26 protein-coding genes and 1 tRNA gene are annotated in these 25,275 nt (G+C 63.5%); 12 read left to right on the top strand and 15 right to left on the bottom strand.

Annotation, left to right across the window (positions count from 1 at the left end; translation table 11 throughout):
* Nucleotides 1–24 precede the first annotated feature (24 nt).
* The 3 genes from putA to P8R33_RS12365 are packed head-to-tail and all read left to right on the top strand — an operon-like array spanning nucleotide 25 to nucleotide 4,993.
* Complete coding sequence (putA, locus tag P8R33_RS12375; RefSeq protein WP_278329270.1) at nucleotides 25–3,159, top strand: bifunctional proline dehydrogenase/L-glutamate gamma-semialdehyde dehydrogenase PutA; 3,135 nt, start codon at nucleotides 25–27, stop codon at nucleotides 3,157–3,159.
* A 59-nt stretch (nucleotides 3,160–3,218) separates the two neighbouring features.
* Nucleotides 3,219–3,773 (top strand): dCTP deaminase, encoded by a 555-nt coding sequence (gene dcd / locus P8R33_RS12370; protein ID WP_278329269.1) that lies wholly within the window; start codon nucleotides 3,219–3,221, stop codon nucleotides 3,771–3,773.
* 44 nt (nucleotides 3,774–3,817) lie between these two features.
* Complete coding sequence (locus P8R33_RS12365; RefSeq protein ID WP_278329268.1) at nucleotides 3,818–4,993, top strand: saccharopine dehydrogenase family protein; 1,176 nt, start codon at nucleotides 3,818–3,820, stop codon at nucleotides 4,991–4,993.
* A 6-nt stretch (nucleotides 4,994–4,999) separates the two neighbouring features.
* Here P8R33_RS12365 and P8R33_RS12360 read toward each other — a convergent pair whose 3' ends face one another.
* Together P8R33_RS12360 and P8R33_RS12355 are read right to left on the bottom strand one after the other, a co-directional pair.
* Entirely contained in the window at nucleotides 5,000–7,048 is a 2,049-nt protein-coding gene (locus tag P8R33_RS12360) for a TonB-dependent receptor (RefSeq protein ID WP_278329267.1), read from the bottom strand.
* Nucleotides 7,049–7,302: 254 nt separating this feature from the next.
* Nucleotides 7,303–7,377 (bottom strand) — tRNA-Gly (locus tag P8R33_RS12355).
* A gap of 195 nt (nucleotides 7,378–7,572) precedes the next feature.
* Here P8R33_RS12355 and P8R33_RS12350 point away from each other — a divergent pair.
* Nucleotides 7,573–8,487, top strand: a complete 915-nt coding sequence (locus tag P8R33_RS12350; RefSeq protein WP_278329324.1) for a tetratricopeptide repeat protein — start codon at nucleotides 7,573–7,575, stop codon at nucleotides 8,485–8,487.
* The gene (locus P8R33_RS12345) at nucleotides 8,484–9,101 is read left to right on the top strand and encodes an LON peptidase substrate-binding domain-containing protein (protein WP_446532515.1); all 618 of its coding nucleotides are present in this window, start codon (nucleotides 8,484–8,486) and stop codon (nucleotides 9,099–9,101) included. The genes P8R33_RS12350 and P8R33_RS12345 overlap by 4 nt, the downstream gene beginning before the upstream one ends.
* Before the next feature lie 105 nt (nucleotides 9,102–9,206).
* Here P8R33_RS12345 and P8R33_RS12340 read toward each other — a convergent pair whose 3' ends face one another.
* The 6 genes from P8R33_RS12340 to P8R33_RS12315 form a co-directional block, all read right to left on the bottom strand.
* The gene (locus P8R33_RS12340; RefSeq protein ID WP_278329266.1) at nucleotides 9,207–9,830 is read right to left on the bottom strand and encodes a MarC family protein; all 624 of its coding nucleotides are present in this window, start codon (nucleotides 9,828–9,830) and stop codon (nucleotides 9,207–9,209) included.
* Nucleotides 9,827–10,567, bottom strand: a complete 741-nt coding sequence (locus P8R33_RS12335) for a hypothetical protein (RefSeq protein ID WP_278329265.1) — start codon at nucleotides 10,565–10,567, stop codon at nucleotides 9,827–9,829. The genes P8R33_RS12340 and P8R33_RS12335 overlap by 4 nt, the downstream gene beginning before the upstream one ends.
* Nucleotides 10,564–11,463 carry a bifunctional methylenetetrahydrofolate dehydrogenase/methenyltetrahydrofolate cyclohydrolase FolD gene (folD, locus tag P8R33_RS12330; RefSeq protein WP_278329264.1) on the bottom strand — a complete coding sequence of 300 codons (900 nt, stop codon included), beginning with the start codon at nucleotides 11,461–11,463 and terminating at the stop codon, nucleotides 10,564–10,566. The genes P8R33_RS12335 and folD overlap by 4 nt, the downstream gene beginning before the upstream one ends.
* The gene (locus P8R33_RS12325; protein ID WP_278329263.1) at nucleotides 11,460–11,753 is read right to left on the bottom strand and encodes a YggT family protein; all 294 of its coding nucleotides are present in this window, start codon (nucleotides 11,751–11,753) and stop codon (nucleotides 11,460–11,462) included. The genes folD and P8R33_RS12325 overlap by 4 nt, the downstream gene beginning before the upstream one ends.
* 80 nt (nucleotides 11,754–11,833) lie before the next feature.
* Entirely contained in the window at nucleotides 11,834–12,739 is a 906-nt protein-coding gene (argB, locus tag P8R33_RS12320; protein WP_278329262.1) for an acetylglutamate kinase, read from the bottom strand.
* A 77-nt stretch (nucleotides 12,740–12,816) separates the two neighbouring features.
* A complete protein-coding gene (locus P8R33_RS12315) occupies nucleotides 12,817–13,110 on the bottom strand; it encodes a hypothetical protein (RefSeq protein ID WP_278329261.1) in 294 nt (97 codons plus the stop codon).
* Between the two features lie 126 nt (nucleotides 13,111–13,236).
* Between P8R33_RS12315 and P8R33_RS12310 the strand changes: the two genes are divergently transcribed.
* Nucleotides 13,237–13,686: a thermonuclease family protein gene (locus P8R33_RS12310; protein ID WP_278329260.1), complete on the top strand. Its 450-nt coding sequence runs from the start codon at nucleotides 13,237–13,239 to the stop codon at nucleotides 13,684–13,686.
* A gap of 44 nt (nucleotides 13,687–13,730) precedes the next feature.
* Nucleotides 13,731–14,378 (top strand): hypothetical protein, encoded by a 648-nt coding sequence (locus tag P8R33_RS12305; RefSeq protein ID WP_278329259.1) that lies wholly within the window; start codon nucleotides 13,731–13,733, stop codon nucleotides 14,376–14,378.
* Between the two features lie 11 nt (nucleotides 14,379–14,389).
* On the opposite strand, the gene P8R33_RS12300 is transcribed toward P8R33_RS12305, so the two are convergent.
* Together P8R33_RS12300 and P8R33_RS12295 are read right to left on the bottom strand one after the other, a co-directional pair.
* Nucleotides 14,390–14,860, bottom strand: coding sequence for a DUF1294 domain-containing protein (locus tag P8R33_RS12300; protein WP_278329258.1), 471 nt, complete (start codon nucleotides 14,858–14,860; stop codon nucleotides 14,390–14,392).
* A gap of 188 nt (nucleotides 14,861–15,048) precedes the next feature.
* A complete protein-coding gene (locus tag P8R33_RS12295; protein ID WP_278329257.1) occupies nucleotides 15,049–15,333 on the bottom strand; it encodes a hypothetical protein in 285 nt (94 codons plus the stop codon).
* A gap of 143 nt (nucleotides 15,334–15,476) precedes the next feature.
* Between P8R33_RS12295 and P8R33_RS12290 the strand changes: the two genes are divergently transcribed.
* Both P8R33_RS12290 and P8R33_RS12285 read left to right on the top strand, forming a co-directional pair.
* Nucleotides 15,477–16,049 (top strand): thermonuclease family protein, encoded by a 573-nt coding sequence (locus tag P8R33_RS12290; protein WP_278329256.1) that lies wholly within the window; start codon nucleotides 15,477–15,479, stop codon nucleotides 16,047–16,049.
* A 37-nt stretch (nucleotides 16,050–16,086) separates the two neighbouring features.
* Complete coding sequence (locus tag P8R33_RS12285; protein ID WP_278329255.1) at nucleotides 16,087–16,680, top strand: BglII/BstYI family type II restriction endonuclease; 594 nt, start codon at nucleotides 16,087–16,089, stop codon at nucleotides 16,678–16,680.
* Here P8R33_RS12285 and P8R33_RS12280 read toward each other — a convergent pair whose 3' ends face one another.
* Nucleotides 16,681–17,337 (bottom strand): MT-A70 family methyltransferase, encoded by a 657-nt coding sequence (locus P8R33_RS12280; RefSeq protein ID WP_278329254.1) that lies wholly within the window; start codon nucleotides 17,335–17,337, stop codon nucleotides 16,681–16,683.
* An 83-nt stretch (nucleotides 17,338–17,420) separates the two neighbouring features.
* Nucleotides 17,421–18,485 carry a ribonucleotide-diphosphate reductase subunit beta gene (locus P8R33_RS12275; protein ID WP_278329253.1) on the bottom strand — a complete coding sequence of 355 codons (1,065 nt, stop codon included), beginning with the start codon at nucleotides 18,483–18,485 and terminating at the stop codon, nucleotides 17,421–17,423.
* 209 nt (nucleotides 18,486–18,694) lie between these two features.
* On the opposite strand from P8R33_RS12275, the gene P8R33_RS12270 reads away from it, so the two are divergent.
* The 3 genes from P8R33_RS12270 (at nucleotide 18,695) to P8R33_RS12260 (ending at nucleotide 20,842) form a co-directional block, all read left to right on the top strand.
* On the top strand, nucleotides 18,695–19,012 hold the full coding sequence (locus tag P8R33_RS12270; protein ID WP_278329252.1) for a hypothetical protein: 318 nt from the start codon (nucleotides 18,695–18,697) through the stop codon (nucleotides 19,010–19,012).
* A 219-nt stretch (nucleotides 19,013–19,231) separates the two neighbouring features.
* Nucleotides 19,232–19,474: a DUF2171 domain-containing protein gene (locus P8R33_RS12265; RefSeq protein WP_278329251.1), complete on the top strand. Its 243-nt coding sequence runs from the start codon at nucleotides 19,232–19,234 to the stop codon at nucleotides 19,472–19,474.
* 153 nt (nucleotides 19,475–19,627) lie between these two features.
* Nucleotides 19,628–20,842 carry a GGDEF domain-containing protein gene (locus P8R33_RS12260; protein ID WP_278329250.1) on the top strand — a complete coding sequence of 405 codons (1,215 nt, stop codon included), beginning with the start codon at nucleotides 19,628–19,630 and terminating at the stop codon, nucleotides 20,840–20,842.
* Between the two features lie 99 nt (nucleotides 20,843–20,941).
* On the opposite strand, the gene P8R33_RS12255 is transcribed toward P8R33_RS12260, so the two are convergent.
* The 3 genes from P8R33_RS12255 to P8R33_RS12245 all read right to left on the bottom strand — a co-directional run bounded on the left by P8R33_RS12255 (nucleotide 20,942) and on the right by P8R33_RS12245 (nucleotide 25,257).
* Complete coding sequence (locus P8R33_RS12255) at nucleotides 20,942–22,960, bottom strand: ribonucleoside-diphosphate reductase subunit alpha (RefSeq protein ID WP_278329249.1); 2,019 nt, start codon at nucleotides 22,958–22,960, stop codon at nucleotides 20,942–20,944.
* 604 nt (nucleotides 22,961–23,564) lie between these two features.
* Nucleotides 23,565–24,038 (bottom strand): energy transducer TonB family protein, encoded by a 474-nt coding sequence (locus tag P8R33_RS12250; RefSeq protein WP_278329248.1) that lies wholly within the window; start codon nucleotides 24,036–24,038, stop codon nucleotides 23,565–23,567.
* 331 nt (nucleotides 24,039–24,369) lie between these two features.
* Nucleotides 24,370–25,257 (bottom strand): alpha/beta fold hydrolase, encoded by an 888-nt coding sequence (locus tag P8R33_RS12245; protein WP_278329247.1) that lies wholly within the window; start codon nucleotides 25,255–25,257, stop codon nucleotides 24,370–24,372.
* Between the last annotated feature and the right edge of the window lie 18 nt (nucleotides 25,258–25,275).

The following is a 25,275-nucleotide window of genomic DNA, read 5'->3' as shown; positions in this document are numbered from 1 at the left end:
TTCCTCTGACCATAAGCGAGTCGAATGGCCCTGAAAGATCCAGCCCCCAAGCCTATTTCCCGCAACGATGTGCGCGTCGCCTATCGCGCCGAAGAGAACGCCTGCGTCGCGCAGCGTCTCGCCGAAGCGTCGCGGGCCTCGAAACTGCATGACGAGGCTGCGGGCATTGCGATCCGGCTGATCGAGGATGCGCGCAAGCGCAAGGCCTCCGGCATCGATGCTTTCCTCCACCAGTACGGCCTGGCGACCGAAGAAGGCGTGGCGCTGATGTGCCTTGCCGAAGCGCTGCTGCGCGTGCCCGATGCAGCCACCGCCGATGCGCTGATCCGCGACAAGATCGGCGATATCGATTGGGCGGAGCATATGGGCGAAAGCTCCTCCACCTTCGTCAACGCCGCCACCTTCTCGCTGATGCTGACGGGCGAAGTTCTGGAGCGCCCGGAAGAAGCGCAGAAGGGCATGCGCCGCACGCTCAAGGGCGCGGTCAATCGCCTCGGCGAGCCGGTCATCCGCAAGGCGACCTTGCAGGCCATGCGCATCCTCGGCGGCCAGTTCGTCTATGGCCGGACGATCCAGGAATCGCTGAAGCGCGCAGCGCCGGAACGGGCGCGCGGCCTTACGCACAGTTTCGACATGCTGGGCGAAGCGGCGATGACCTATGCCGATGCGGAGCGCTACCGGGTCAATTACCAGAAGGCGATCGAGCGACTGGCGCGCGAATCTACCGGCGATCTTGCGACCTCGCCCGGCATTTCGGTCAAACTGTCGGCGCTGCATCCGAAATACACCTTCATGCATGCCGATCTCGCCATCGCCGACCTCCTGCCGATCGTGCGCGACCTGGCGGAAATGGCGCGCGATGCGAATATCCATTTCACCATCGACGCCGAGGAAGCCGACCGGCTCGAGATGTCGATGGACATCATCGAAGCGCTGGCACGCGACGACAGCCTGTTCACCCGCGCCGATGGCACCCGCTGGGAAGGCTTCGGCATGGCGATCCAGGCCTATCAGAAGCGCGGCGTGCCGCTGTGCGAATGGGTCGCCCGGCTGGCGCGCAAGCATGATCGCAGGTTCTTCGTCCGCCTCGTCAAAGGTGCCTATTGGGACACGGAAATCAAGCTTGCCCATGTCGGCGGGCTGAGCGATTTCCCGGTCTTCACCCGCAAGATCGCGACCGACGTCAGCTTCCTTGCCTGTGCGGACAAATTGCTCGCGGCAAACGATGCGATCTACCCCGCATTCGCGACGCACAATGCCTATACCATCGGCTCGATCAAGGCGATGGGAGAAGGCAAGACCTTCGAATTCCAGCGGCTGCACGGCATGGGCGAGGACGTCTATGGCGCGCTCGCGCAGATGGAGGGCAACCGGCGCACCAATGTGCGCATCTATGCGCCCACCGGCACGCATAAGGATTTGCTCGCATATCTCGTGCGCCGCCTGCTTGAGAACGGCGCGAACAGCAGCTTCGTCAACCGCATGGCGGATGCCGACGTTCCGGCGGCAGATCTGGCTACCGATCCGGTCGCGGAGCTGGCCACGCTGGAGCCCTATCGCAATCCGACGATCCCGCTTCCCAAAGACATCTTCCCCGACCGGAAGAATTCGGCGGGCATCGATCTGTCGGACCCGCTGGTGCTGGAACCCCTGCTGGGCCGTCTGGCCGAGCTCGACCGCAAGCACTGGCGCGCGGAGCCGACCTTCTGCTCAGGTGCGGAGGGTGAAATCGCCCCGATCAACAAGCCGCACGATCTTTCCGCCGAAGTCGGCACGCGCCGCGATGCGCTCGATTTCGAGGTCGAGGAAGCAATCACGCGGGCCGAGGATATCCAGCCGGGCTGGAACGCACTCGGCGGCGAAAAGCGTGCGCTGCTGCTGGAAGCCGCAGCCGACCTGTTCGAGGAGCATACCGACGAGTTTCTCTCGCTCTGCCAGCGCGAGGCGGGCAAGACCCTGCTCGACGCCGTGCTGGAGCTGCGCGAGGCGGTCGACTTCCTGCGCTTCTATGCAAACGAGGCGCGCCGCCAGTTCAGCGGGCCCATGCCGCTGCCCGGCCCGACGGGTGAGGAAAACCGCCTGACCCTGAACGGTCGCGGCGTCTTCGCCTGCATCAGCCCGTGGAACTTCCCGCTGGCGATCTTCATCGGTACGCCTGCCGCCGCGCTGGCTGCGGGCAATACGGTGGTGGCCAAACCCGCCGAGCAGACTCCGCTGATCGCGGCGCTCGCCGTGCGCCTGTGTCACGAAGCCGGTATTCCCGAGGAAGCCTTCCAGCTGCTGCCGGGCGCAGGCGAAGTCGGAGAGCTTATCACGTCGGACCCGCGCATCGCGGGCGTCGCCTTTACCGGTTCGACCCAGACGGCGCAGGCCATCAATCGCAGCCTCGCCGCGCGCGACGGGCCGATCGCCACGCTGATCGCCGAGACCGGCGGGCAGAACGCGATGATCGTCGATTCCACCGCTCTGCCCGAGCAAGTGACGCGCGATGTCGTCGCCAGCGCGTTCCAGAGTGCGGGCCAGCGTTGCTCGGCCCTGCGTGTCCTCCATATCCAGGAGGACGTGTATGACGAGATGCTGACCATGATCCGCGGCGCATTCGAGGCGCTGCATATCGGCAATCCCGAACATCTCGCCACCGACATCGGGCCGGTCATCGATCCGGACGCGAAAAGCTCGCTCGAACGCCATGTCGCGCGCCGCAAGAAGGGCAGCAGCAACGTCTGGCGCCGCCGCCTGCATCGCGGAGCGGCCGCCGGTTGTTTCGTCGCGCCGACGATCATCGAGCTCGATTCGATCCTCGACCTGAAGCGCGAGAATTTCGGCCCGATCCTCCATGTGGTGCGCTACAAGGCGAGCGATCTCGGTCGCGTGGTGGAGGATATCAATGCGACCGGATATGGCCTGACGCTTGGCCTCCATAGCCGCAACGACGACACGCGCGCCTTCGTGGAAAGCCGCGCGAAGGTCGGCAATTTCTACGTCAACCGCAACCAGATCGGCGCGGTGGTCGAAAGCCAGCCCTTCGGCGGCGAAGGCCTCTCCGGCACCGGACCCAAGGCCGGCGGCCCGCACTATGTCGCGCGTTTTGCGACCGAGCGCGTGGTCTGCATCGACACAACGGCGGCCGGCGGAAACGCGACGCTGCTGGCGAGCTAGACGCGGATAAAATTCCCGGGCCGCTTGCCGTAATGGCTCGGCTCGGGAATCGTCGCCCCATGGCGATTCTTTCCGACAAGTGGATCCGCGACAAGGCGACGAACGAGGGCATGATCGAGCCCTTCGTGGAGGCACAGCGGCGCGAGGGGTGCATTTCCTACGGGCTGTCGAGCTTCGGCTACGATGCGCGAGTCGCGCCCGAGTTCAAGATCTTCACCAATGTCGACAGCGCGGTGGTCGATCCCAAGGATTTTGCCAGCAATAGCTTCGTCGATCGGGACACCGACGTCTGCGTGATCCCGCCCAACAGCTTCGCGCTGGCGCGTACGGTCGAATATTTCCGCATCCCGGAGGACGTGCTGGTCATCTGCCTCGGCAAGAGCACCTATGCGCGCTGCGGCATCATCGTGAACGTCACCCCGCTGGAGCCGGGTTGGGAAGGCCATGTGACGCTGGAATTTTCCAACACCACACCGCTGCCCGCGAAAATCTACGCCAATGAAGGCGCGTGCCAGTTCCTGTTCCTGCAGGGGAACGAGCGGCCCGAAGTCACATATTCCGACCGGGCCGGCAAATACATGGGCCAGCGCGGAGTCACCCTACCGCGGCTTTGACTCTCCCGCGCGCGGGGCGCATGCAGCGCGCAAAGGAGAGAAACATGGCCGACAGGGAATTCGACATCGTGGTCTATGGCGCAACCGGTTATACCGGGCGCCTCGTCGCCGAGCACTTCGTCCGCGAATACGGCAGCCGCGACGATGGTCCGAAATGGGCGATGGCGGGCCGCAGCGAAGACAAGCTGACGGCGGTGCGCGACGAGATCGGCGCCCCTTCGACCACACCGATGATCGTGGCCGATGCGTCCGATCCGGCCAGCCTCGAGGCCATGTGCAACCGCACCAGGGTCGTGCTGACGACGGTGGGCCCCTACCAGCTCTATGGCGACGAACTCGTCGCCGCCTGCGTCAAGACCGGCACCGACTATGCCGACCTGTGCGGCGAGCCGGTCTGGATGCGACAGAAGATCGACGAGCACATGGAGGCCGCCAAGGCCAGCGGCGCGCGCATCTGTTTCTCGTCCGGCTTCGACTCGATCCCCTTCGATCTCGGCGTGCTGATGGCGCAGAAGGAGGCCGAGAAGCGGTTCGGTTCGGTCGCACCGCGCGTGAAAGGGCGCGTGCGCGGGATGGCGGGAAGCGCTTCGGGCGGGACTGTCGCCAGCCTGACCGAAACGATGAAGGCGGTGGCGAAGAATCCCAAGCTCGTCCCGATCCTCACCAGCAGTTTCGGCCTGACGCCCGGCTTCGAGGGGCCGGACCAGCCCAACGGCATGATCCCGCGTTACGAGCAGAGCTTGGGCAAATGGGCCGCGCCTTTCGTTATGGCGCCGATCAATATGAAGAACGTCCACCGCACCAACTTCCTGCTCGGCCATCCCTGGGGCACCGATTTCCGCTATGACGAGATGGTCCTCACCAGCCCCGGCGACGCGGGCAAGGCGGCGGCCAAGGCGGCAGCCGACGTGATGAAGAATCCCTTCGGCGCGAAACCGCCGAAGCCCGGTGAGGGCCCGACCCCCGAAGAGCGCGAAAACGGGTTCTACGACGTGCTGTTCGTAGCCGAGATGCCGGACGGTCAGAGCCTGCATTACGGCGTGAAGGGCAAGTACGACCCCGGCTACGGCTCGACCAGCCGTATGCTGGCTGAAACCGGCATGGCGCTGCTCGAAACCGACGGCGAAGGCGGTGTCGGCACCCCGGGCTATTTCCTCGGCGAGAAACTGGTCGAGCGACTGCGCGACCACGCCGAACTCACCTTCGCCGTCGAGGACTGACCTCGCTTAAAAACTAAGCCGCACGCTTGCGGTGACGTTGCGGCCTGCCAGCGGCACGAAGTCCTTCGTGAAGCTTGTGTGGCGGCGCCCGGTGACGTCGAAGATATTGTCTGCCTGCAGCAGCAGCGACACCGCCGGGTTCGCGCGCAACGGGCGCCAGGCGACCGAGGCGTTGACGAAAGTGTAGCCGTCGGTCGGCGTCTCGAAAGCCGCGACATCGTCCTGCCCGTCGTACCATTCGACTTCGGCACGCAGGTCGATGGCCTCGCTCGACGCTTCCAGCGCACCCGACAGGCCAAGCGGCGGGATGCGCGGGACGTTGTTGCCATCGTCCAGCTTGGCGCGGACATATTCCGCTGTCAGCTCGGTGCCGAAGCTCCAGTCGCCATTGTCGAAAAGAGTATAGTCCAGTTCGGCCTCGACGCCGGTGTATGTCGCATCCTGCTGGAGATATTCGTACACCGGCAGATCGTCTTCCTCGAAGCCGGTTTCCGACAGGTAGATATAGTTGTCGAACCAGCTCCGATACGCCGCCACGCTGAATTCGGCGCGGCCCAGCCGGCCACGCGCATAGATTTCGCCGCCCCACGCCCGTTCGGTGACGAGGTTGGGGTCGCCGATCTCAAAGGCCTGCGTCGCGATATGCGGGCCGTTGGAGAATAGCTCCTCGGCACTCGGGGCGCGGGCCACGCGCGAGACATTGACGCCCGCGCGAAAGGCTTCGGGGCCGTCGTATGCGAGGCCGAGCGCGCCCGACAGCGTATCGAAATTGCGCTCGATGCCGAGTGGGACCGAGTCCACCGACGTCGTCTCGAACCGCGCCGAGCCTTCCAGCTGCAGCGGGCCATTGCCGTATTCCTGCAGCGCGAACAGCGCATACTGCTCGGTCCGGTTGGGCGCGACATAGGCCTCCGCGCCCTCGGCGTCGAAATCGCGGGCGTAATATTGCGCGCCCATCGATCCGCGCCAGCGGCCTTGCGTGTTCTGGACGATTTCCAGCCGCGCCTCGACCCCGCCGACGTCGAACACGGTGCCGACCTCGTCGCCTTCGAACTCGGTATGGGTGTAATCGGAATAGCCGACGCGCAGCTTCATGCGCTCGAAGAAACCGTCTCCCAATGCGAGATCGGCCAGCAGGTCGGCGCGGTACTGGCGCAGGCCGATGCTGACGCGCTCTTCGCCCTCTTCCTCGCCTTCCTCTTCTTCGCCGCCCTCTCCCTCGCCGTGATGATGGCCGGCGCCGGGGCGGCCGGGAATGCCATAGGCGGTGTCGTAAATGCCGAAGGATGCGCCCAGCTTGCTATCGCCATCGATGAAGGCGAGGCCGACGTTCGCCGACCAGGTCTCGCTGGCGGTGTTGGGTACGAACCCGCGCTGATCGGCAGCTTCGCGCAGCTCGTCGGCCTCCTCGAATTCGCCTTCCGCTTCTTCTTCGGCTGCTTCCTCGAGCAGTTCGGCGCGCAGGGCCGGTGCGACCGAGAAGCCGGGAATCTCCAGGTCGCCGGTCTCGCGCCAGCTACCGCCGAAATGGGCGACGAGGCCGGTCTGGCCGAAGGGCACGTCGACCGACGCGCCTGCTTCGCGCAAGTCGGTCGCCGTATCCGCGCGGACGAGCGCATCGACATGGACCGGCTCGTCGGGAATGCGGCGAGGGATGCGCTTGTCGATCACGTTGACCGCGCCGCCGATCGCCTGGCTGCCGAACAGCAGCACGGCCGGGCCGCGCAACACCTCGATGCTCTCGGCGTTCAAGGGATCGATCGATACCGCGTGGTCGTCGGACGTATTGGACACGTCGATCGCGCCGACCCCGTCGACCAGCACCTTCACACGTTCGCCGGAGAAACCGCGCAGGACCGGACGCGAAGCGCCGGGGGCAAAGCCGGTTGCGGAAACGCCGGGAAGATGGGCGAGAACCTCGCCCAGCTGGCCGTCGAGATTGCGCTGGAGTTCAACGTCCTCGACCACGCTCGTCCCGGCAAGCAGGTCGAATTGCCGCAGGCCCTGCGCGCTGACGATAATGACGTTCTGCGGATCGCGGCGACGGTCATGCACGTCGTCTGTCCGATCTGGATTGGCAACTTCGGTCTCGGGAGGTTGCTCCGTCGTTTGAGCGATAGCAGGCGTGCCCCCGACGAATGCGACGGACGACAGGAGGAGAGCGATGCGATGATGATGATACAACATAACCGGCCCAATAGCGTCTGCATCCCACGTTGCAACCCGAAACCGGCAGGTTTGGACGAATGCACGCCACCACACGACGAACCGCATCGGTCGTCGCTTCGAACTGTGTCGCTGAAGGAAAATGGAGCGGGCGAGGCGATTCGAACGCCCGACCCCAACCTTGGCAAGGTTGTGCTCTACCCCTGAGCTACGCCCGCTCACTGACGCTCGCCGAACCGCATGGCCCGGTGGGGAGGCGGCCAACTAGCAGCGGGTCATGAGTCCCGCAAGCCCAAAAAACGCAGAATTTGCGACAGGCTTGTCGCGTGGCCCCTGCTCCTTCACATTGCCAAGCGAATGCCCACATGGGGCGCACTCCGGATTACGCAAACAGGTGGTATAACGTGGCAAGCATGGGTCTGAGCATCGACGAGCAGAAGGCGGTCGACCGCTTCAAGCAGGACATCGTCGAACCTTCGATGTCGAAGCTGATCATTCTGGATTTTTTCGCCGAATGGTGTGGCCCGTGCAAGGCGCTCGCCCCGCTGCTCGAGAAGGTGGCGGCCGAGTATGCCGACAAGGGCGTCGAGTTGCGCAAGATCGATGTCGACAAGGAGCAGTTCATTGCCGCGCAGTTCCAGGTGCAGTCGATCCCGACCGTCTATGCGATGTTCCAGGGGCAGCCGGTCGCCGATTTGACCAATGCGCGCACCGAATCGCAATTAAAGCAGACACTCGACCAGATCCTCGCGCAGATCCCCGTGCAGGGCGGCGATGCCGATGGCGGCCAGCCGCAGCAGCAGGATGTCACACAATTCGTCGAAATGGCCGAGCAGGTGCTGGCCGAAGGCGATGCGGAGCGCGCAGCGGGCATTTTCGGGCAGGTCGTGCAGATGGCACCCGACAATGCGGCAGCGCATGCGGGGCTCGTGCGCGCACTCGTTCAAGCCGGACAGGTGGAGACCGCGCAGGCTGCGCTGCAGGCCGCCGAGACCAATCCGGCTGTCGCGTCGGACCCGCAGATCGAGCAGGCGAAAAGCGCGCTCGAGCTGGCAGGCAACAAGGTCGACGATGGCGAACTCGCAGAACTGAAAGCCAAGGCCGACGGCGGCGACATGCAGGCGCGCTACGACTATGCCGAGGCCGCCTTCGCCGCCGGTGATCGCGACGCCGCGGCCAACGAACTGCTTGGGATGTTCGAAGCCGATCGCGAATGGAACGAGGGCGCGGCGAAAGCCAAGCTGCTGCAGATTTTCGAAGCGGTCGGGCTGGAAGACCCGTGGGTCGTCGCTACGCGCAGGCGGCTGTCGAAGCTGCTGTTCGGATGACGATGACGAAGCGGCTTTCCATCTTTCCCCTGCCCGGCGCGATCCTGTTTCCGGGCCTGCAGCTTCCCCTGCATATCTTCGAGCCGCGCTATCGCGATCTGGTCGGCAGCGCGCTGGCCAAGGACCGGCTGATCGGGATGATACAGCCGCAACGCTCTGCCGATCGCGCGCCGCTCTACGACATCGGGTGCGTCGGACGGATCGCCGATGTCGAAGCGCTCGAGGACGGGCGCTACAACATCGTGCTCGACGGTGAAGCGCGTTTTCGCGTGCTCAAGGAGCTGGAGGTCACCACCTCCTTCCGCCAGGTCGAGGCGGAAATCCTCGACGATCCGCAGAATGAATTCCTCTCCAGCGTGGAGCGTGGCAGCTTCGAGTTCGAGGCCCGCCGGTTCGCCGATTTGCAGGGCTATTCGGTCGACTGGGATTCGGTACAGCGGCTCGACGACGAGACGCTGATCAACGGCGTCGCGCAGATCATACCCTTCGATGCGGCCAGCAAGCAGGCGCTGCTCGAAGCCCCGAACCTGTCGCAGCGCTGCGAGCTGATGATCCAGCTGATGCAGTTCTTCGCCCTGCGCGACGACGGCGACGAAATCGTTACTCTGCAGTAATTGCCAACCGGCATCCGCCGGTCGGTCCTCGCTAAACGTGCAGCAAGCTGCACCCGCTGCGGGCGCGCGGTCGTGCCTGCCTCGCCTGCTGGCTCGGGGCCTTATTTAAAGCCCGAAACTGCCGCGCAATCCGTCGATCACATATTGCGCGGCGAGCGCGGCCAATAGCACGCCGAGCACTCGCGTGACGGCGGCTTCCACCTTGTCGCCGAACAGGCGCATCAGCGGTCCGGCGGCGATCAGGGCGAGCATCGTTATGACCAGCACTGCGCCGAGCGCGCCGAGCACGGTCAGCGTGCCCTCCACCCCTTGCGCCTCGTTCATCAGCAGCATGATGGCAGCGATTGCGCCGGGGCCTGCAAGCATCGGAATGGCCATCGGGAAGACCGAGACATCCTCGACCTCGGGCGTCGCCGCGACTTTTTGTGCGCGGTCCTCGCGCCGCTGGGTGCGTTTCTCGAACACCATCTCGAAAGCGATCCAGAACAGCATCAGCCCGCCTGCAATGCGGAAGCTGTCGAGCTCGATATGCAGCGCGCCGAGCAATTGTTCGCCGAACAGGGCGAAGACCAGCAGGATGACCGCCGCAATCACGCAGGCGCGTATCGCCATGTTGCGGCGCTGCGCGGCAGTCGCGCCCTTGGTCAGCCCGGCATAGATCGGCGCGCAGCCCGGCGGGTCGATCACCACGAACAGCGTGATGAAGGCGGAGAGGAAGAGAGCGGTCATTGGGTGGCGGCGGCTCGCAAGTCTGCGGGCCAACTCTCGTTCACGACCAGCGACCATTGGCCTTCGGTGAGGGCATATAGGCGGAAGATGCGGGCGGAGCCGGAATAGCCCCACCGCCATGAGAGCGTGCCGTCCGGCGAATTCGTCGTCGCCAAATCCTCGGCCACGGGTGGCGCTGTACTCGTCGGCGCGGTGCAATCGCTCACATTGCCGTCGATGGATTCCAGCCCCTCGACTACGATTGCGTTCGGGTCGGACACGGCGGAGCTTGGTTCACGCGGCGGCTGCGGATCGTGGAGCGCCGCTGCATTATGCACCCACTCGTAGTCCCCGTCGCGCGTTCGCTGCCATGAGGTCAGATAGCTGCCGATATCGCCAGCCGAAGTCTGGAAGCGGCCTTGGCTGACCGCAAAGTCACCATCGCAACTCATCCAGACCAAACCGGGCGACCAGGCGGCGATCCTTTCGCTGGCGTCGAGGCTGGGCACAAACTCGGATGCCAAGCGCTCGCCGGATGCCGAAAGCACCTTCGCACCCGATGCGGCGAATGCCAGCGACGCTGAGAATTGCCCCTCGTCTCGCACGGTCCGCAATATTTCGCTTTCGCGCGCGACGATCCGGCTCGGCTGGGCAGCCCCCGGAGCCGAACGCATAAGCCGCTGGTACTGGTCGTCCGAATAGGAGCGACTGGTACACCCCGCCAGCGCCAGTACGATGGCGAGCACGGCCAGTCTCATATCGTGCCCTCGGGCAGGTCGAGCCCCTCATTGCGAAAGGCCGCGACCACTGTGTTGCGGAGCAGGACGGCAATCGTCATCGGGCCGACCCCGCCCGGCACCGGAGTGATCGCACCTGCAATGCCCTGCGCGCCGGCATAGTCGACATCGCCGACCAGCCGGCCCTTCTCCGCGCCTTCGGCAGGCGGAAGGCGGTTGATCCCGACATCGATCACGGTCGCACCGTTCTTGAGCCATTCGGCCTTGACCATTTCCGCACGGCCCACGGCAGCGACCACGATGTCCGCGCGCTTGACCACGTCCGGCAAATCCTTCGTGCGGCTATGCGCGATGGTCACCGTGGCATTGGCGTCGAGCAGCAGCTGCGCCATCGGCTTGCCGACGATGTTCGAGCGGCCGATCACGACCGCCTCCAGCCCAGAGAGATCGCCCAGCCTGTCGGTCAGCAGCATCATACAGCCGAGCGGGGTGCAGGGCACGAAGCCGCTCTGGCCGACCGCCAACCGGCCCGCATTGGTGACGTGGAAGCCGTCGACATCCTTATCCGGGCTGATCGCGGCGATCACCGCCTGCTCGTCGAGATGGTCCGGCAGCGGGAGCTGCACGAGGATGCCGTCCACCGCCGGATCGGCGTTGAGCTGTTCGACCAGCGCCAGCAGATCCGCTTCGCTCGTATCGGCTGGCAAGCGATGCTCGAAGCTTTCCATGCCGGCTGCCACGGTCGCCTTGTGCTTGGAGCGGACATAGACCTGGCTGGCCGGATCCTCCCCCACCAGCACCACGGCGAGGCCGGCCTTGCGCCCGCTCGCCGCCTCGAACTTTGCCGCCTGCTCGCCCACACGCTCGCGCAGCTTGGCAGCGAAGGCCTTCCCGTCGATGACCTGCGCTTCGCTCACGCCATGCCCCGGATGATGCCGTCGAGCACGATCAGCACCACATTGACCAGCAGGATCAGCACCAGCGGCGAGAAATCGATCGTCCCGGTGTTGGGCATGAACCGCCGTATCGGCCGGAAGAGCGGATCGAGCAGCCGGTTGATCGCGTCGTAAAAGCTCATCAGGAATTCATTACGCCCGACCACGTTGAAGGCGAACAGCAGGCCGATGATGAACTGGATGATGACCAACATGATCAGCGCGCTCGCGAGCATGGAGATGATGTTGTAAATGGTGAGCAGAGCCTGCATCGAACCCTTCTTCCCTTGTGGCGGCCAATGGCCGGTGTCCTACACACCTGACGCACCCTGCGCCAAGCCTTGAATGGCGTCTATCCCGCGCTGACCAGCGTACCAGCGCCGCGCGCGGTGAAGAATTCGAGCAGCATGGCATGCGGCACCCGTCCGTCGAGCACGACGGCAGCTTCGCAGCCCGCCTCCACTGCGCTGACGCAGGTCTCGAGCTTGGGGATCATCCCGCCGCTGATCGTGCCGTCGTCGCGCAGCCGAGCGATATCGGCAGGGGTCAGGTCGGTCAGCAGACTGCCCTGCTTGTCGAGCACGCCGGTCACGTCGGTCAGCAGCAGCAGGCGCGCCGCGCCAAGGGCCGCCGCCAGCGCGCCAGCCATCGTATCGGCGTTGATGTTGTAGGTGTGCCCGTCTTCGCCGACGCCGATCGGCGCGACGACCGGGATCATGCCCGCCGCCGTCGCGGTTTCCAGCACCGTGGTATCGACCTTCGCCGGTTCGCCGACGAAGCCGAGGTCGAGCGCTTTCTCGATATTGCTGTCGGGATCCTTGACCGTCCGCGCCAGCTTCTTCGCGGTTACGAGCCCGCCGTCCTTGCCGCTTATGCCGATCGCCTTGCCGCCGGCGCGCGCGATGGAGCCGACGATTGCCTTGTTGATCGCGCCCGACAACACCATCTCGGCGACGTCCGCCGTCTGCTTATCGGTTACGCGCAGGCCGTCGACGAAGGTCGTCTCGACTCCGAGCTTCTCCAGCATCGCGCCGATTTGCGGGCCGCCGCCGTGGACGACCACCGGGTTTATTCCGACGGCCTTTAGCAGCACGACATCCTCGGCGAACTCGCGCGCGGCGCGCTCGTCGCCCATGGCGTTGCCGCCGTATTTCACCACGAAGCTGCGCCCCGCATAGCGCTGGAAATAGGGCAACGCCTCGATCAGCGTTTCCGCTTTCGCGTGGATGTCGCGGCCTGCCGCGGTGTCACCGGCCATGATGGGGAGCCTCCTGAATGCAGCCGTGCCCTAGCGGGGCGCGGCTACAGGGGGAAGCCCGTTTGCGTGGGCTCGCGTTACTCGGCGGCAGGGGTTTCTGTAGCAGGCTCGTCGCCCTCGGCCACGATCACCTCGTCACCCAGCATCGGATCTTCGCCTTCCATCGTCACACCCGACACATCCGCATCTTCGCGAATGGGCTGGTTCAGTCGTTCCTCCTGCGTCGTTATCGCAGCATCGGGGATCGTTTCGACCGTCTCGTCGCCGTCGGGATTGAGGAACATGATCACGGCCGCCACGGCCAGAAAGACGATGATGCCCACCCACATCCAGCGGGTGTGCGGCTTGGTATCGGGAACGGGATCGGTCATTCTCTGGTCTCCACTGTTTGCCTACCAATGAGCGAACCCGCGCCGACGTTCCGGATGGGCACGGCGGCTACGGCTACGTAATCTTCCGGATAGAGGCAGCGCAGCGATCCGCGGCACAGCTGCGCGATGCTTCGCCCTGTCCTGCCGCTCGCCCTTGCCTGCCTCGCCCTCCCCGCCCCGGCAACGCTGGCGGCTGACCAAGCCGACACGATCGACGCACAGTTTCCGCTTTGCACCTCCTCGCCGCGGGTGACCTGCGTGGTCGATGGCGACACGATCTGGCTCGGCGGGACCAAGATCCGCATTGCCGATATCGACACGCCCGAGGTCTCCCGCCCCCGCTGCCCGCGCGAGGCCCGGCTCGGCGCGCTCGCCACGCAGCGGATGCGGGCGCTGCTCAATCGGGGTGCCTTCTCGCTGACAGCCGCAGCAGACGGGCGCGATGAGGATCGCTTCGGCCGCAAGCTGCGCGTCCTGATCCGCGACGGAGAAAGCCTCGGTGCCATGCTGGTGCGCGACGGGCTGGCCCGGCCATGGGGCGGCAAGCGGCGCAGTTGGTGCGGTGAAGCCGTGTAGGAGAAATGGTGCGCACAACGCGCGCTCTGCTAGCAACCTGTGCCATGAGACACCTCGCCCCCCTCGCCGCCCTCCTCCTCGCCGCCTGCGCCACCACCGCGCCGCGCGAAACGCCGCAGGACCGGTTCTGGCAGGCGCTGTCGAGCCACTGCGGAAACGCCTATGAAGGCGGCCTCGCCAGCGAGGATGCGCGCGATGCCGACTGGGCGGGCAAGCGCATGATCGCGCATTGGGTCGAGTGCAGCGAAGACCGCGTCGCGATCGCCTTCCATGTCGAGGACCCCGAAATAGAAGGTGGATGGAATCGCAGCCGCACGTGGATCGTGACGCGCGAGACCATCGCCAATGCCGCGCAGACCACGACCACGCGCCTGACGCTCAAACACGACCACCGCCACGAAGATGGCGGGCCCGATGCCGTGACTTTCTATGGCGGCACCACCGAACTAGGCAGCGGCACCGCCCGCGGGCAGGACTTCCCGGTCGATGCGGAAAGCATCGCGCTTTTCCGGCGCGAGGGGCTGGATGCCTCGCTTACCAATGTCTGGCGGATGGAGGTCGACCCGACGAGCAATCCCGACGCGCGCTTCGCCTACCAGCTGACGCGCGCGAACGACCCGACCCGCCTGTTCCGCGTGGAGATCGACGCGAACACACCGGTCACCTCGCCCCCGCCCGCCTGGGGGTGGTAGGCCGCGATCGTTCAGTAATGCGGTTCGCAGGCGATCCCGTCGCCATCGCCATCCATGTCGCTGCGATAGCCCGGCTCGCCATAGCGTAGCGGTGCCTTGCCGGCCGCGCGGACCTGGTCGCAGCCGGGATAATAGGCGCTGGCCATGAGGGCTTCGATCCGGGCCTGTTCTTCGGGCGAATTGAATGCGGCTGCGCTCGTCGGAGGAATCGTCCGGAAGACATAATAGCCGATGCTTAGCAATGCGCAGCTTGCGAAGGCGGCACCATAGAGGCTGTCGGTGAAAGCTTTCTCGCGCGTCTTGTGGCGGAACAGCGCGCGCCCGGCCAGCGCACCGGGCAGGCCGCCGAAGAATGCGAAGGACACAAGGGTGGATTCGCGCACACGCCAGCCGCCGCTTTCCGCCTGCGCCTTGTCCCACCCGAAGGCGGCGAAGGCGATGAAGTTGATCGCGATCAGGTAATAGACGGCGTATTCGATCATAGAACACATCGAATACTTTGGAGAAGTTAGCAAATCGTGCGTCTCGCGCGTTCGTTCGGCCAGCGACATGCGAGGCTGTGCGACAACCAGTGGAGAGATATCGGGATAGTGCAGCACTGAAACGGCCGCCCCCCATGAAGGGAGCGGCCGCTCGGGAAAGTCCTGTCGGCCTTCAGGTGCCGGAGGCGTCAGCGGTTCTGGCTGTCGCGCTGTTCCGATCCTTCGCCGGCCTGGCGCTGGGCATTGCCCTGCTGTTCCTGCTGGTCGGCGTTGCGTCCGGCGCCGCGTTCCTGCTCGGCCTGACCGGGCGCGCCGGTTTCGCCGAGTTGCGCTTCACGGCCCTGATGGCCGGGATTGCGGCGCTCGTCTTCCATGCGGGAGGTGTCCTGCTGCTCCTGCTGGCCTTGACGACCGGCCTGATCGGCGTTCGGGTTGTTGGCGTTGGTCTGGTTGCTTTCGTTGCGATTGTTCATCGTATCGCTCCTCTTCCATTTATGTCCCGCCTTCATGACGGGTAACGGTGACTCAAGCGGTGGCCTTGCGTCCAGTTTCCGGACAAGCGCCAAAAGGTGGCAAGGTTGCGACAAGAGCTTGTCAGGGCGGGGGAATTTGATCTTTGTTAGGCAAACCAGAAGGCAACCGGCGCAAGGCGCGCAAGGTCCGGCCTGCGCGGTTCGGGCGGCGTCGGCGGTCGGGGTGGATGGAGGCGTGGGCTGCGGTGCGGCCGTTCGTCCTGCTGATCGTGCTGGCGACGCTGTGCTACATATTCGCCCTGCCCGGCGTGGTCTCCGCGCCCGGTTTCCTGTCGAGCGAGCCGCAGGTGATCGAGGGGCGCTTCACCCGCTGCGGGCCGGGCCGCGGCTATTACTGCGTGATCGACGGCGACACGTTCAAGATGGGGCAAACCAGCGTACGCGTGGTCGGCATCGACACGGCGGAGCGGGATGCCGAGTGCCCGGCGGAGGCGGCGCAGGCCGAAGCCTCGACCCGCGCGCTGCAAGGCTGGCTGGGTCGCGGCCCCTTCGAAATGACCGCCCGGCTGGACGATCCTACCGACCGCTACGGCCGGGCCCTGCGCACCCTCACCCGCATCCGCCCCGACGGCAGCGAGGACCGGCTGGCGGACTTCATGCACACCGAAGGCGGCGCGCGGGGCTATTGGGGTGAATGGAGAGGGGGGTGGTGTTGAGAGTTGCTCTTTGAAGCGAGGGCGATAACAAAGAGCAATGTCTACTATTCATCTCGTACCCGACGACATCCAAGCGAAGTATGTCGTACATGAGTGGCGCAATGCCACAGGTGTTTTGACGACTGCTTGCGAAGGTGAATGGCTTGATATTCTGGAGGTTTTGCGAGCGTTTGAACTGACACGATCCGATATCCTTACTGCAGGTGGACGCAAGTCTCCCATTGCAGAGAAGATCGATGGTCGGTTCTACGATCTCGGTTGGGAAGAGAAAAACTTCGACACTAAAATCGAGGTCGACGGGCGAGAGTATGAAAGCCCAACCCACAGCGTCGACTGTTTCAAAGGACGTGTCGGAGTGGAGGTTGAATGGAACAATAAGGACCCATTCTACGATCGCGATCTTAACAATTTTAGGCTGCTGTTCGATTTACGAGTCATAGATGTCGGTGTGATCATCACGCGCGCTAGCAACCTCCAGGCGATTTTTAAGGACTTGGGGAAAGGGTCGAGCTACGGAGCATCAACCACCCATCACAACAAGTTGATTCCTCGCTTGGAAGGAGGGGGTGGAGGTGGATGCCCCATCCTCACCTTCGCGATTTCACCCGCACTTTATGTAGACGATAGCTGACTATTCTGCCGGTAATGACTCTACCGAGCTATTGTAGTTGTAGGTTTTCCAGTCTGGCTTGTAGCTGTCGTCGGCTTGGTTGCCCCAAACCGTCCAGCCCTTCCGTTTGCCCCGACTGAACAGTTCGATACGTGGTCCCCAACTGCATCCTTCGATGATTGGATACTGTTCGTCCGGCTTGCGCGAATGCTCTCGCTTTCTGCTGCGAATGATGTTCACTTGGCTGCGCCCCTGCTGCAAGGTTCTGGCGTTCTTTCCGCGAACACCGAAAAGCAGAATCTCGGTGACGTTTCTAAAATAGAATCCAACGCCTCGCCCATCGGGGCCGCCATCCTTCCTAACCTTCTCCCAGATTATATTAGAAACATAGCGGAAGCCCCATGCTTCCATGACCTGCAAGCCTTCGGGAAGGAGCGCGTTCGGCACCCATAGGTAAAGATGTGCGGGGTCATCCGCGATATGCTCGACAGGCAGCCCGCATATATCTGATAACTCCATCGTCCCGTATCGATTGAGACGTTTATGCTCGGGAGCTACTTTCCCTGTCCGATTTTGAAATTGCCACGGCGGGTCAGCCAAAATAGTCGCGAACTGCCGACCATCGGCAACGCGAAGCAGATCGGCTCCGGGGCTTTTGCTTCCTTCGGGGTCGAGCACTCATCTCTCCATCTGCGGAACAAAAGGAGATCTGAATTAGCAGACTCCGTTAGTCAACCCAATCACTCGGGATCGGAGCTAAATCACTCCGCCGCCACGCTCCCCGCAGCCTCGTCGCCGAACAGGCCCGGGCCGTCTTCGCCGGCGGCCTCTTCCTCGTTCGCGGCCTTGGCCTTGTTGCGCTTGTCGAAGCTGGACCACACGGTGTTCCAGTCGCCCTTGGTCGCGCCCTTGGAATATTCGGTCGCGCGCTGTTCGAAGAAATTGGCGTGCTCCACGCCGTTGAGCAGCGGGGCGAGCCAGGGCAGCGGGTGGTCGTCCACCATGTAGATCGGCTGGAGGCCGAGCTGGCCCAGCCGCCAGTCCGCGATGTAGCGGATGTACTTCTTGATTTCCTTCGGCGTCATCCCGCTGACCGGGCCCATTTCGAAGGCGAGGTCGATGAAGTTATCCTCCAGCCGCACCGACTTCTGGCAGATGTCGATGATGTCTTCCTTCACCGCCTTGGTGTAGCAATCGCGCTCGCGCACGAATTCGTGGAACAGGCGGATGATGCCTTCGCAATGCAGGCTTTCGTCGCGGACCGACCAGCTGACGATCTGGCCCATGCCCTTCATCTTGTTGAAGCGCGGGAAGTTCATCAGCATGGCGAAGCTGGCGAACAGCTGCATGCCTTCGGTAAAGCCGCCGAACGCCGCCAGCGTGCGGGCGATATCCTCGTCCGTGTCGACGCCGAAGACCTGCAGGTAATCGTGCTTGTCCTTCATTTCCTCATATTCGAGGAAGGCGGAATATTCGCTTTCGGGCATGCCGATCGTGTCGAGCAAATGGCTGTAGGCCGCGATATGCACCGTCTCCATGTTGGAGAAGGCGGTGAGCATCATCTTCACTTCGGTCGGCTTGAACACGCGGCCGTATTTGTCGTGGTAGCAATCCTGCACCTCGACATCGGCCTGGGTGAAGAAGCGGAAGATCTGGGTGAGCAGGTTACGCTCGTGCTCGGTGATCTTCTGCGCCCAGTCGCGACAATCCTCGCCCAGGGGCACTTCCTCGGGCATCCAGTGGATCTGCTGCTGGCGTTTCCAGAAGTCGTAGGCCCACGGATATTCGAAGGGCTTGTAGGTCTTTCTGGCTTCGAGCAACGACATCTTGTGATCTCCGGGTTCCGCGTGAACGACTCATATAGGGAATCACAGGCCGGATTCGAAGGCAAGAGGGGATGATTCGGCGGGGATAAGATGGGAGGGTGCGGGGATAAGTCCTGTGCCGTGGCGAATGCGACGAACCGCGCAGCCTTGCGACGAGTGGCGGAACGCCGCGGGGGCCGCGCCCGTTGGTTTGGTGAAGGAGATACCCCATGGGTGAATACGAACCAGACGACAGCCGCGACGTGACGCTAAAGCCGGGGCACGAGCCTGGCGGCATCAAGCGAACGGGACCGCGCGAAGGCGAAACGCGTCAGCAAGATCAATCCAACGAAAGGGATAACGCGGCCCAGATGGGCTATGGCAATGCGCGTAACGAAAACGGCACGAGCGAGCAGGCTGAGGCCGAAGGCGATCTCGAGAATTCGCTGAACTCGGACGTCTACGACGCGGCACAGCCGGGCGAGACCTCGGATAACGAAGCAGAGCGCGCCCGCGCCGATGCGAACCGGCCGCTGAACGGCAGCTAAGCGTAACCAATTTCGGGAAGTGCGGGCATGGCCCGGTTTCCCCTTTTGCGGGACATGTTCCGCACCCCCGGCGCTCCGCCTCGACAAGAGGCGGGGCGCTACTTTCTTGCCTGCTCGATACCTTGGTCAATGAGCCGTGCCACAACGCCGACCAGCCGAGGAACGGGGCCCACGAATGTCCGTTATTCAGGTATAACCCATTCGAAACAAAGGAATACCATGTTTGAGAAGCTACGTATCAAGGAACATATGGAAGTCGCCAATTCGGAAGGGCAGCATGTCGGCACCGTCGACGATGTTCAGGATGACAAGATCAAGCTGACCAAATCCGACAGCGCGGACAGCATGCACCACTTCCTTTCGCTCGACGACGTCGAGAAGATCGACGACAACCGCATCTGTCTGAAGGAAAGCGCACGCATTCCCGAAGCTCTCGGCAACAAGGCGACCATGAACGCCTGATCCAAAATCTTACCGCGATCTGTCGTAGATTGCCAGAACCCCGCCGGTCCTTTGGGCTGGCGGGGTTTTCTATTGTGCTGAACGCGACGTTAGGAAATTCATTACCAGCTTTTCGAAGACCAGATTAATTCGGTGCTGGCATGGTCGAGCGCAATGGGTGAGAAATCCGTCCTCGATCCGGCCTTGCGTCCGATGGTCACCACTGCGCTGGCGCAGCCGGTGCTGCTGGGCGAGTGGCCGCAGTCCTTGCGCAAGCAATGGTTTGCGGATCGCAAGGCGCAGATGCTGGTCGAGCTCGCCTTCGTGCTCAAGCTCGGCTTCGGTCTCGCTATCGTGGCTTTCGTCACCGACTGGCTGATCGTTCGCGATCTCGCATGGACGGCGCTTGCCGTCAGGGTGGGTACGATCGGTCCGGTGACGGTCGTCGGATTATGGGCCGCGCGGAGCGGCCGGGTCGCCATCGCCAATATCGCCACGACCGTTGCCCTGTCGATCTTCGGCGCAGTCGCCATGTGGGTCGCAGCCCACGGCACGCCCGCCGATATCGCGCGCTACAGCATGGCGATCGTGGTCACCATGCTGGCCGCGCTGTTCGTGCTGCCGATGTCGATCGCGCACAAGTTGCGCGTGGCTCTGGTGTTCTTCCTCGCAAGCAGCCTCGCGGCTTTCTTTCCCGAACCGATCCCGCCCGAACTGCTCATCCATCATTTCGCTGCGGGGGCCATAGCAGGGATCGGAGGGTTGCTCCTGGCGATACGCAACTGGCACATGGAATCGCGCAGCTTCCTGCTCAGCCTGCAATTGCGTTTCGACCGCGAGGACCTGGAACAGAGCAACGCGCTGCTGCGCGAATTGTCCGAAAGCGATCCGCTCACCGGGCTGTCCAACCGCCGCAGCCTGGAGCGGGTGTTCGAGGACGAGTATATCGACCGCGCAGGCGGTGCGACGGCCCTGCTGATGGTGGATGTCGATCACTTCAAGCGCTTCAACGACCGGTTCGGTCACCAGATCGGCGATAGCTGCCTGGTCGAAGTCGCGCGAGAACTGGAGCGCTGTATCGAACACCACGGCGGACATATCGCCCGGTTCGGGGGCGAGGAGTTCATCGCCATCCTCCACGAACAGGGCGGGCGAGACGCGGAAGCCATCGCCGAAGAAATGCGCGAGGCCGTCGCCAGCCTGACCATAGAGACCGGTCAGCGAAAGCCTTGCGCGGTAAATATCAGCATCGGCATGGCCCGGGGGCGGGGCGGCCAGTCGATGTCGCAGCTGATCGCACGGGCAGACGAGGCGCTCTACCGAGCGAAGCAGAACGGGCGGAACCGGGTCGAAGTGGCCTATGCCGCGATGGACGAGCTGGTCGGATAGCAGGGTTTCCGGTCTGCCGGGCCGTTCATGCGAGAAGGGCCCAACGGTCGAAACCGCCGGGCCCTCTTATCGATCTTGCAGCCAGATGGCCGGACACGCCTACTGGCAGGCGAGGCATTCCTCGTAATCGGTCTGCTCGCCGCCGGCGGCCAGTTCGTATTTTGCGGCGTCGGCGGTGTTGTCCGCTTCCACGCCGCCGGCGAAACCGGCGCGCTGCACGCTCTTGGAGCGCAGGTAGTAGAGCGACTTGATACCCTTCTCCCAGGCCTGGAAGTGCAGCATCATCAGGTCCCACTTGTCGACATCGGCGGGGATGAACAGGTTCAGCGACTGCGCCTGGTCGATATAGGGCGCGCGGTCGGCGGCGAATTCGAGCAGCCAGCGCTGGTCGATCTCGAAACTGGTCTTGAACGCAGCCTTTTCCTCGGCGCTGAGGAAATCGAGATGCTGGACGCTGCCGCCCCGCTCGAGGATCGAATTCCACACCGCAGTCGAATTCTTCGACTTCTTGTCGAGGATCTTTTCGAGATACGGGTTCTTGACCACGAAGCTGCCGGACAGCGTCTTGTGGGTGTAGATATTCGCCGGGATCGGCTCGATACAGGCGCTGGTGCCGCCGCAGATGATGCTGATCGACGCGGTCGGCGCGATCGCCATCTTGCAGCTGAAGCGCTCCATCGCGCCCATTTCTTCCGCGTCCGGGCATGCGCCGCGTTCCTGTGCGAGCACCAGTGAAGCCTCTTCGGCCTTGCCGCTGATATGCTTGAACATCTTGAGGTTCCAGACCTTCGCCATCGGGCTTTCGAAACCGATGCCCTTGGCCTGGAGGAAAGAGTGGAAGCCCATCACGCCCATGCCGACGCTGCGCTCGCGCATGGCGGAGTATTTCGCGCGGGCCATCTCGTCCGGCGCGCGGTCGATATAGTCCTGCAGCACATTGTCGAGGAAGCGCATGACATCCTCGATGAAAGTCTTGTCCTCGTTCCACTCGTCCCATTTCTCGAGGTTGAGCGAGGAGAGGCAGCATACCGCCGTGCGGTCGTTGCCGAGGTGGTCGATACCGGTCGGCAGGGTGATTTCGGCGCACAGGTTCGAGGTCGAGACCTTGAGGCCGAGTTCGCGGTGATGCTTGGGCATCATCCGGTTCACCGTGTCGGAGAAGACGATATAGGGCTCGCCCGTGGCCAGCCGGGTTTCGACCAGCTTCTGGAACAGGCTGCGGGCATCCACGGTCTTGCGGACCGACCCGTCGCGCGGGGACACGAGGTCGAATTCCTCGCCGTTGCGCACCGCTTCCATGAAGGCGTCGGTGACCAGCACGCCGTGGTGCAGGTTCAGCGCCTTGCGGTTGAAGTCGCCCGAGGGCTTACGAATTTCGAGGAACTCTTCGATTTCGGGGTGCGAGACGTCGATATAGCAGGCAGCCGAACCGCGGCGCAGCGAGCCCTGGCTGATCGCCAGCGTCAGGCTGTCCATCACGCGCACGAAGGGGATGATGCCGCTGGTCTTGCCGTTGAGGCCGACCGGTTCTCCGATCCCGCGGACATTGCCCCAATAGGTGCCGATGCCGCCGCCCTTGGAGGCGAGCCACACATTCTCGTTCCAGGTGTTGACGATACCGTCGAGGCTGTCGGACACCGAATTGAGATAGCAGGAGATCGGCAAGCCACGCGTGGTGCCGCCGTTCGACAGCACCGGCGTCGCCGGCATGAACCACAGGCGGCTGATGTAATCGTAGAGGCGCTGCGCATGCTCTGCATCGTCGGCGAAATAGTCGGCGACGCGGGCGAACAGGTCCTGGTATTTCTCGCCCGGAAGCAGGTAGCGATCGGTCAGCGTTTCCTTGCCGAATTCGGTCAGCAGTTCGTCGCGGCTCTCGTCGATCTGCACGTCGAAGCGGCGATCGAGGACCTTCTTGGAATCTTCCTTCTGCGTGGCAGCCTTCATCGCGCCGGCGAGCGCTTCGCCCGCGGCTTCGCTGACCAGCGCATCGCTGCCCGTATCGCCCTTATCCATGCTCACTGCCTTTCCGGCTTCGGCCGTGGTCGCATCGTCGGTGGAGTCGCGCACATCCAGGTCCATCTCCATCGCAATATCGTCCCCGCTCTTGAAATCCATCGTGGTCAGCCCCGCCGTTTGGGCCCGGCTGCTGGTCGTCGCATGTCCGGGCGCGTGTTCCGCTTGTGTTCGAGTCGGCGAGCCAGAGACACGCCTACCAATTTTTGCCGGTCGCAGGGCGGAAACTTATCCCTTTTTTACCCACAGACCGGCGCGGACGCGGCGCACATCCCATATGGGGATGGACGCCCTCGATGCTAGGTCTTGTGGGTACCCCCGGTAGCCCGACTACTAGATACTGAATCAGGCTGGACTCGCACGCAAGAGGGTGAATGAAGATTTAATGGCGCGGACGCAGCTCGAAGCCGGGTGTCCTACCTTGCTGCAACGCCGCGACGCGTGGGGAAAGCTGGACTGGCGCGGCCTGCAAGCCGGAAAATGAATCTGCGAAAAAAATTTTGCGGGCAAAAAGGATGCATCGCCCTTGCGATTCATTCGAATCCGAGCGCGCAATTTTTTAATCTTGCGGCCTCGCAACTGTCCGGAAGTCGGGCCCCGCCGAAGCAGAGCCCGCAATCGTTCGGTTCAAAATGGCGACCCCGGCACGGGACACCGTTCCCGCAGACGAACACCGCCCCGTGCCGAGACGGTAATCGCATCGTCGTCAGGAGACGGGGGGACCGCCGACCGTCAGCGCGAGGACGCTGCGCTCAGCCGGAGACGACGCGAGCCGACGACTTTCTTCGCGTGCCAATTGGCGTGAGAGCCGCTCGGCTTGCTTCTCGTTATTGGCGAAAATGATGTTCGCCTGAATTAGCTGGCCGTTCGCACTGCCCCGCGGCAAGGGTGAAAGGCTGGTAAGTCGCGAGACTGCGCGTCGGCTCGCTCGGTCCACCTGGGAGGAGCCGGATTTGCGATAGATCGTCACGTTTTCCGGGCGTCCGTCGACACCGGCGGTGAAGCGCACACTCGCAGCACCGCTTGGAGCCGATTGAGGTGAAACGCGTATCTGTCGGAGGTGCCGGTCCAGATCCTTCTGCACATTATCCACGAACTCGCTGGGCGAGGTAGGAGACACGACGATCTCCTGCGACGCCAACGGCGTGGCGAGCAGCGATGCCGTGACGGCAACGGACATGGCGAATATGGAAAGCCTATTCATGGGATCATCCTTTACGCATAGAGGATGATCGGCCGAAGAGAGTATCACACGAAGTGCGACAAACCTTGTTATATAGCGATAGCGGTCTTTGGTCGATCAGCGTCGAGGCTTCTGCGGACGCTCGCGACGTCTTCGTGAATACATGAATCGCTACTAATGTCAAAATCCGGTCACTTTAGCATGTCGCATCTATACAAAGTTGTAACTTTATAACGAGCTAAAGCATCATTCGCGCTGTGGTTAACAATTTTGAACCCGCATCGGCATCCAAAGTAACCGGCTCAAGAGGCGTCTTTCGAGCGACTCGCTAAGCGGTGGCACGGGCGTGGGACGCAATGGCCTCCGCCACCTCGTCGACCAGCTCCAGCGGCAAGTCGTGACCCCATCCCGGAATGGTCTTGAGCTTCGCGCCGGGGATCGCTGCGGCGGTATCGCGCCCGCCCTCGACCGGCACCAGCGGATCGTCCTCGCCATGCATGACGAGGGTGGGGACGCAGACATCCTTGAGCATCTCGCGGCGGTCGCCATCTGCGACGATCGCCGAAAGATGGCGGGTCGGCCCTTCGGGATAGATGCTGCGCTGCACGCTTGCCCGCGCACGGTTCCGCAGACGCTCCTCGTCGGACGGGTATCCGGGTGAGCCGATGGTGCGGGCGAGCATCACGCCGTGATCGACCAGCGCCTCTTCCTCCATGCTCCTGGGACGCGTTACCAGCGCCTTCAAAGCTTCGGGCTTCGCGGCGGGCAGCTTGGGATTGCCGGTAGTCGAAAAGATCGACGTCAGCGACTTGCAGCGCTGCGAATAGCGCGCGGCGACATGCTGCGCGATCATCCCGCCCATGCTGGCGCCCACTATATGCGCGCGGTCGATCTCCAGCGCATCGAGCAGGCCGACCCCGTCGTCCGCCATGTCGGCCAGCGTATAGGGCACCTTGGGTGTGAAGCCGAGCTTGGTCAGCAGCGTCATCTTGAGGATGCCCGGCGCCTTCACCCCGTCGAACTTCTCGCTCAGCCCGATGTCGCGATTGTCGTAGCGGATTACGCGGAAGCCGTGCCCGGCCAGCGCTTCGACCAGCTCGTCGGGCCACAGGGTCAGCTGCGCGCCGAAACCCATGATTAGCAGCATCGGATCGGCTGCCGGATCTCCATGCTCCTCGTAATGGATTTCGATCCCGTTCGCCTGTGCCTTTGGCATACCTCGTTCCTCTGAATT

Source organism: Qipengyuania flavescens (assembly GCF_029688735.1).
Classification (GTDB): Bacteria; Pseudomonadota; Alphaproteobacteria; order Sphingomonadales; family Sphingomonadaceae; genus Qipengyuania.
This window is presented reverse-complemented; position numbering and strand designations above follow the sequence as displayed.

Excerpts from the sequence above, each read along its gene's own strand:
- P8R33_RS12300 (WP_278329258.1), bottom strand. The coding sequence starts at position 14,860 with ATGATCGAATACGCCGTCTATTACCTGATCGCGATCAACTTCATCGCC.
- P8R33_RS12275 (WP_278329253.1), bottom strand. The coding sequence starts at position 18,485 with ATGTCGTTGCTCGAAGCCAGAAAGACCTACAAGCCCTTCGAATATCCG.
- P8R33_RS12245 (WP_278329247.1), bottom strand. The coding sequence starts at position 25,257 with ATGCCAAAGGCACAGGCGAACGGGATCGAAATCCATTACGAGGAGCAT.
- argB (WP_278329262.1), bottom strand. The coding sequence starts at position 12,739 with ATGGCCGGTGACACCGCGGCAGGCCGCGACATCCACGCGAAAGCGGAA.
- P8R33_RS12255 (WP_278329249.1), bottom strand. The coding sequence starts at position 22,960 with ATGGATTTCAAGAGCGGGGACGATATTGCGATGGAGATGGACCTGGAT.
- P8R33_RS12285 (WP_278329255.1), top strand. The coding sequence starts at position 16,087 with ATGTCTACTATTCATCTCGTACCCGACGACATCCAAGCGAAGTATGTC.
- putA (WP_278329270.1), top strand. The coding sequence starts at position 25 with ATGGCCCTGAAAGATCCAGCCCCCAAGCCTATTTCCCGCAACGATGTG.
- dcd (WP_278329269.1), top strand. The coding sequence starts at position 3,219 with ATGGCGATTCTTTCCGACAAGTGGATCCGCGACAAGGCGACGAACGAG.
- P8R33_RS12270 (WP_278329252.1), top strand. The coding sequence starts at position 18,695 with ATGGGTGAATACGAACCAGACGACAGCCGCGACGTGACGCTAAAGCCG.
- P8R33_RS12310 (WP_278329260.1), top strand. The coding sequence starts at position 13,237 with ATGCTTCGCCCTGTCCTGCCGCTCGCCCTTGCCTGCCTCGCCCTCCCC.
- P8R33_RS12350 (WP_278329324.1), top strand. The coding sequence starts at position 7,573 with ATGGGTCTGAGCATCGACGAGCAGAAGGCGGTCGACCGCTTCAAGCAG.
- P8R33_RS12260 (WP_278329250.1), top strand. The coding sequence starts at position 19,628 with ATGGGTGAGAAATCCGTCCTCGATCCGGCCTTGCGTCCGATGGTCACC.
- P8R33_RS12345 (WP_446532515.1), top strand. The coding sequence starts at position 8,484 with ATGACGATGACGAAGCGGCTTTCCATCTTTCCCCTGCCCGGCGCGATC.
- P8R33_RS12305 (WP_278329259.1), top strand. The coding sequence starts at position 13,731 with ATGAGACACCTCGCCCCCCTCGCCGCCCTCCTCCTCGCCGCCTGCGCC.
- P8R33_RS12315 (WP_278329261.1), bottom strand. The coding sequence starts at position 13,110 with ATGACCGATCCCGTTCCCGATACCAAGCCGCACACCCGCTGGATGTGG.
- P8R33_RS12250 (WP_278329248.1), bottom strand. The coding sequence starts at position 24,038 with ATGTCCGTTGCCGTCACGGCATCGCTGCTCGCCACGCCGTTGGCGTCG.
- P8R33_RS12335 (WP_278329265.1), bottom strand. The coding sequence starts at position 10,567 with ATGAGACTGGCCGTGCTCGCCATCGTACTGGCGCTGGCGGGGTGTACC.
- P8R33_RS12325 (WP_278329263.1), bottom strand. The coding sequence starts at position 11,753 with ATGCAGGCTCTGCTCACCATTTACAACATCATCTCCATGCTCGCGAGC.
- P8R33_RS12295 (WP_278329257.1), bottom strand. The coding sequence starts at position 15,333 with ATGAACAATCGCAACGAAAGCAACCAGACCAACGCCAACAACCCGAAC.
- P8R33_RS12265 (WP_278329251.1), top strand. The coding sequence starts at position 19,232 with ATGTTTGAGAAGCTACGTATCAAGGAACATATGGAAGTCGCCAATTCG.
- P8R33_RS12365 (WP_278329268.1), top strand. The coding sequence starts at position 3,818 with ATGGCCGACAGGGAATTCGACATCGTGGTCTATGGCGCAACCGGTTAT.
- P8R33_RS12340 (WP_278329266.1), bottom strand. The coding sequence starts at position 9,830 with ATGACCGCTCTCTTCCTCTCCGCCTTCATCACGCTGTTCGTGGTGATC.